Source organism: Halanaerobium sp. (assembly GCF_003070835.1).
Genome location: NZ_QBLR01000372.1, coordinates 1 through 3,130 on the forward strand (window position 1 = coordinate 1; position 3,130 = coordinate 3,130).

Annotated in this window: 4 protein-coding genes; all 4 read right to left on the reverse strand. The window is 34.4% G+C overall.

What is annotated here, in order from left to right; genetic code table 11:
• A partial coding sequence (locus CI949_RS19175; RefSeq protein WP_290769385.1) for a glycerol dehydratase reactivase beta/small subunit family protein occupies positions 1–214 on the reverse strand: 214 nt, incomplete at its 3' end.
• Complete coding sequence (locus tag CI949_RS19180; protein WP_149796696.1) at positions 207–2,048, reverse strand: diol dehydratase reactivase subunit alpha; 1,842 nt, start codon at positions 2,046–2,048, stop codon at positions 207–209. The genes CI949_RS19175 and CI949_RS19180, both read right to left, overlap by 8 nt.
• Before the next feature lie 23 nt (positions 2,049–2,071).
• On the reverse strand, positions 2,072–2,581 hold the full coding sequence (locus CI949_RS19185; protein ID WP_149796695.1) for a diol dehydratase small subunit: 510 nt from the start codon (positions 2,579–2,581) through the stop codon (positions 2,072–2,074).
• 23 nt (positions 2,582–2,604) lie between these two features.
• A partial coding sequence (locus CI949_RS19190) for a propanediol/glycerol family dehydratase medium subunit (RefSeq protein WP_290769388.1) occupies positions 2,605–3,130 on the reverse strand: 526 nt, incomplete at its 5' end.

Here is a 3,130-nt window from a genome sequence, read left to right on the forward strand (position 1 = left end):
TATTATTTTCTCCAAGCGCTAAAGAAACATTTAAACGTGAAGCTTGAGCTGCTTGATGTGCTAAAGAATATAAATTTTCAGCACTATTATCCATCATTTTAAAAGGTATACCCTCTTCTTCCAAACCATAGCATAAATAGTTTAATAAAGGACTGTTTTTATAATTATCTTCAACTGCTATATATACAGATGGTTTTTCCCTATGATCACCCATCTTTAACACTTCCCTCTGTATCTAGATAAGAAAGAACCAATCCAGTAGCTACAGCATTTCGTGGTCCCATAATTGCTCTAATGTTACCTCTTCCTGCCACAACTCCAAATTCAGATAAACGGTTAGATATTAGGGTTGGTATTTCAAAGTCAATAGCAGATCCACCAACCATAACTACAAAATCAATATCTCTAATATTCCCTGTTGGAATAATCCTTTTTAAGGCCCTTTCAGAATTACGCACAAAAACATCATTTTTGGCTTCTCTTCTAACCTGACTAATTTTATCTAGAGAATGTTTAGTAGGAATCGGAACCATATCAGTGTCTGTTAAAATAACAACCCGCCCAAACAATTTAGATGCTAAAGGTTTATCAAAAAATTTAACACTTCCATCTTCATGTCTGATATGAAAAATACTTTCTACTTTTGCCAGGGGATATTTTTTAATTAATTCTGCAAGTTTCAAATCATCAATTCCTAGTTCTATATTAATTAAAAGTGAAACCATATCTCCAGCACCAGCTAAATGAGTTGAATATACCTGATTCTTAGTTGTAACCATTGCTGCATCAGTAGATCCCCCACCCATATCAAGAATAACAAATGGTTTGTCAGTACCGGGAGTGGTTAAAGCCCCACGAATTGCCATGTTTGCTTCTACTCCAGCAATGACAACTTTTACGCCAGTTTTTTGCTGTAATTTATCGGCAATTTTCTGCATCGGCAATTGAGAAGTTTTAACCATTGCAGCAAGACCAACAGCGTTTTCCATTGCATGTTCTTCTGCAAGTCCACCTTTTACTTTTTGGGGTACAAAAGTGTTAACTGCAAGTATATCCTTAATCATTATTTCAGATAAATTTTGATCTGTAACCTGACTCATTGTTTCTTTTACCCTATCTAACATCCCACCAACATTAGTTCCAGATTCACCTTTTACATCTTTTACAGGTTGAATTTTTTCTAATGAATCCATAATTTTTTCTGCTCCAGAATCTACACTGATTTCTGATTTTCCTTTATCACCAAAAATCACTAGCTTACCAGCAGGAATTTTTCTTTCTTCAACATCTCCTTCTGGAGTTCTGATTACAACAGCAGAACGATTACCAATTAATGACCGGGCCACTGGAAAAATATGTTTAGTATCTTCCGAGTTAAGCTCAAAAATTGTTGCAATACCATAAGGATCAGAAAGTTTATTAATAGTACCACCTGGTCTGGCAACTTCTACAGCTGCTTTTTTATTTAGTGGTATCTTATTAATATACTTTACTTCATCAATAACTGGTATATTCTCATTAAGACGATTAACAATCAAAACAGCATCATCTTTTTGAACAACAGCCCCGTTAACTTTAATCCCAGATTCTACTGCTTTATTTATTAAGACAGCAGCATCAGCAAAATCAACATCTCCTGGGATGATAATAATTAATTCATCCCCCGGTCTGCAGTCAGATACATCTTCTATCCTAGTAGTATAGCCAACTCCAAGCCCTATTCCTCCAGGGGTCCAGGGGTCATGTCCTATCATTGTTGATTCAGTAATAACTGTTTCTGTAATTGTTTCCATGGCTACATCACCAATTACTGGTGTAGCCTCATTAATTCTAATTAAATCTAAGTCTCCATATTTTAAATCTACTTTTTCAAGTGCAGAATCCAAAGAATTTATTATTCCTTCTATGTTATCCACTGTTCCTTTGAAACCAGTAGTCTTATATATTCCATCAGTTATAAATTCTATGTTTTCCTCTTCTTTATTCACTTTTCCTACAGCAACCTCTGTAGTAGAGTTTCCTACATCTACTCCAACAATATATTCCATAGTCGTCACCTACTCTTATTAACTTATCTATCCCCTTTGAGGCGCTCTCTTTTTTCATAAACATCTGCAGCCTCACGTATCAGGTTTGCATTAATTACAGCATCATAATTATTTTCAAGTTCCTCAGCAATTTCTATTAATTCTGCTTTAGTTGATCGATAAGGTCTCATTGCATTATAGATTTCAAGAATTCTATCATCATCTACTTTTGTTAATTCTGCTGCTCTTTCAAGATTTTTGGCAAATTGTTCTCGACCAACTGATCTTGCTATTTCAGCTTGATGATAAAGTGTTTCGGCAGTTATTCTCAACTCAGATCCATCCATTTCTCCAGAAATAAACTTTTGTAATTTTAAATCGTCTAATTTTTTTCCTGAAGGAGTCTTTACTAAATCTGCCTGCTTCTTCGCTAAAGGATAATCTTTATCTGTAAGGCCTCCACTTTTAGTTGATGATTTTTTGCTTATACTGTCATCATTTTCTAAGTTACCTAAAACATCACGAACAATAGATTCAATTAATTCTTTTTCCATAAATTACACCTCCTGATATATAATTACTTATTAAAATCAACTGCTAATTCTACAACCTTTTTTGCCTTATCAAGACATTTAACTTCTTTATTATATAAAACAGCAGATATTGCCTGATATTTTGGCCGAGCCATCTGATCATTTTGAGTTGGAACAGGATCAGGATTTTCTCCTTTGGCATAACGAGCGGCATTTTTTCCAATTTGTCTATATGTTTTTAAAGTTAGAAGTGGTGCCTGTGGAAATAACTCCAGGTTTGCAAGTGGATTCAAATCTTTCTGATGAATCAAAATTGTACCCTTTGATTGTAAGCCAATTCCTATACCTGAACCACTTAATTGAGCTGCCTGATGTCCCATAAAACCAACATCAGCTGTAATATAATTTTTTACTACTCTGGCCTTTAATCCTTCTTCTTCAATCCCAGCCATTATCTCTCGTAAAATATTTGCATGTTTTTCATCAATCATAGTTTTTGATAATTTATCTCCAAAAGCAGGTCCAACTGCAATTACAACTTCATCATTACTTTTACCTTCTTCAGCAAGC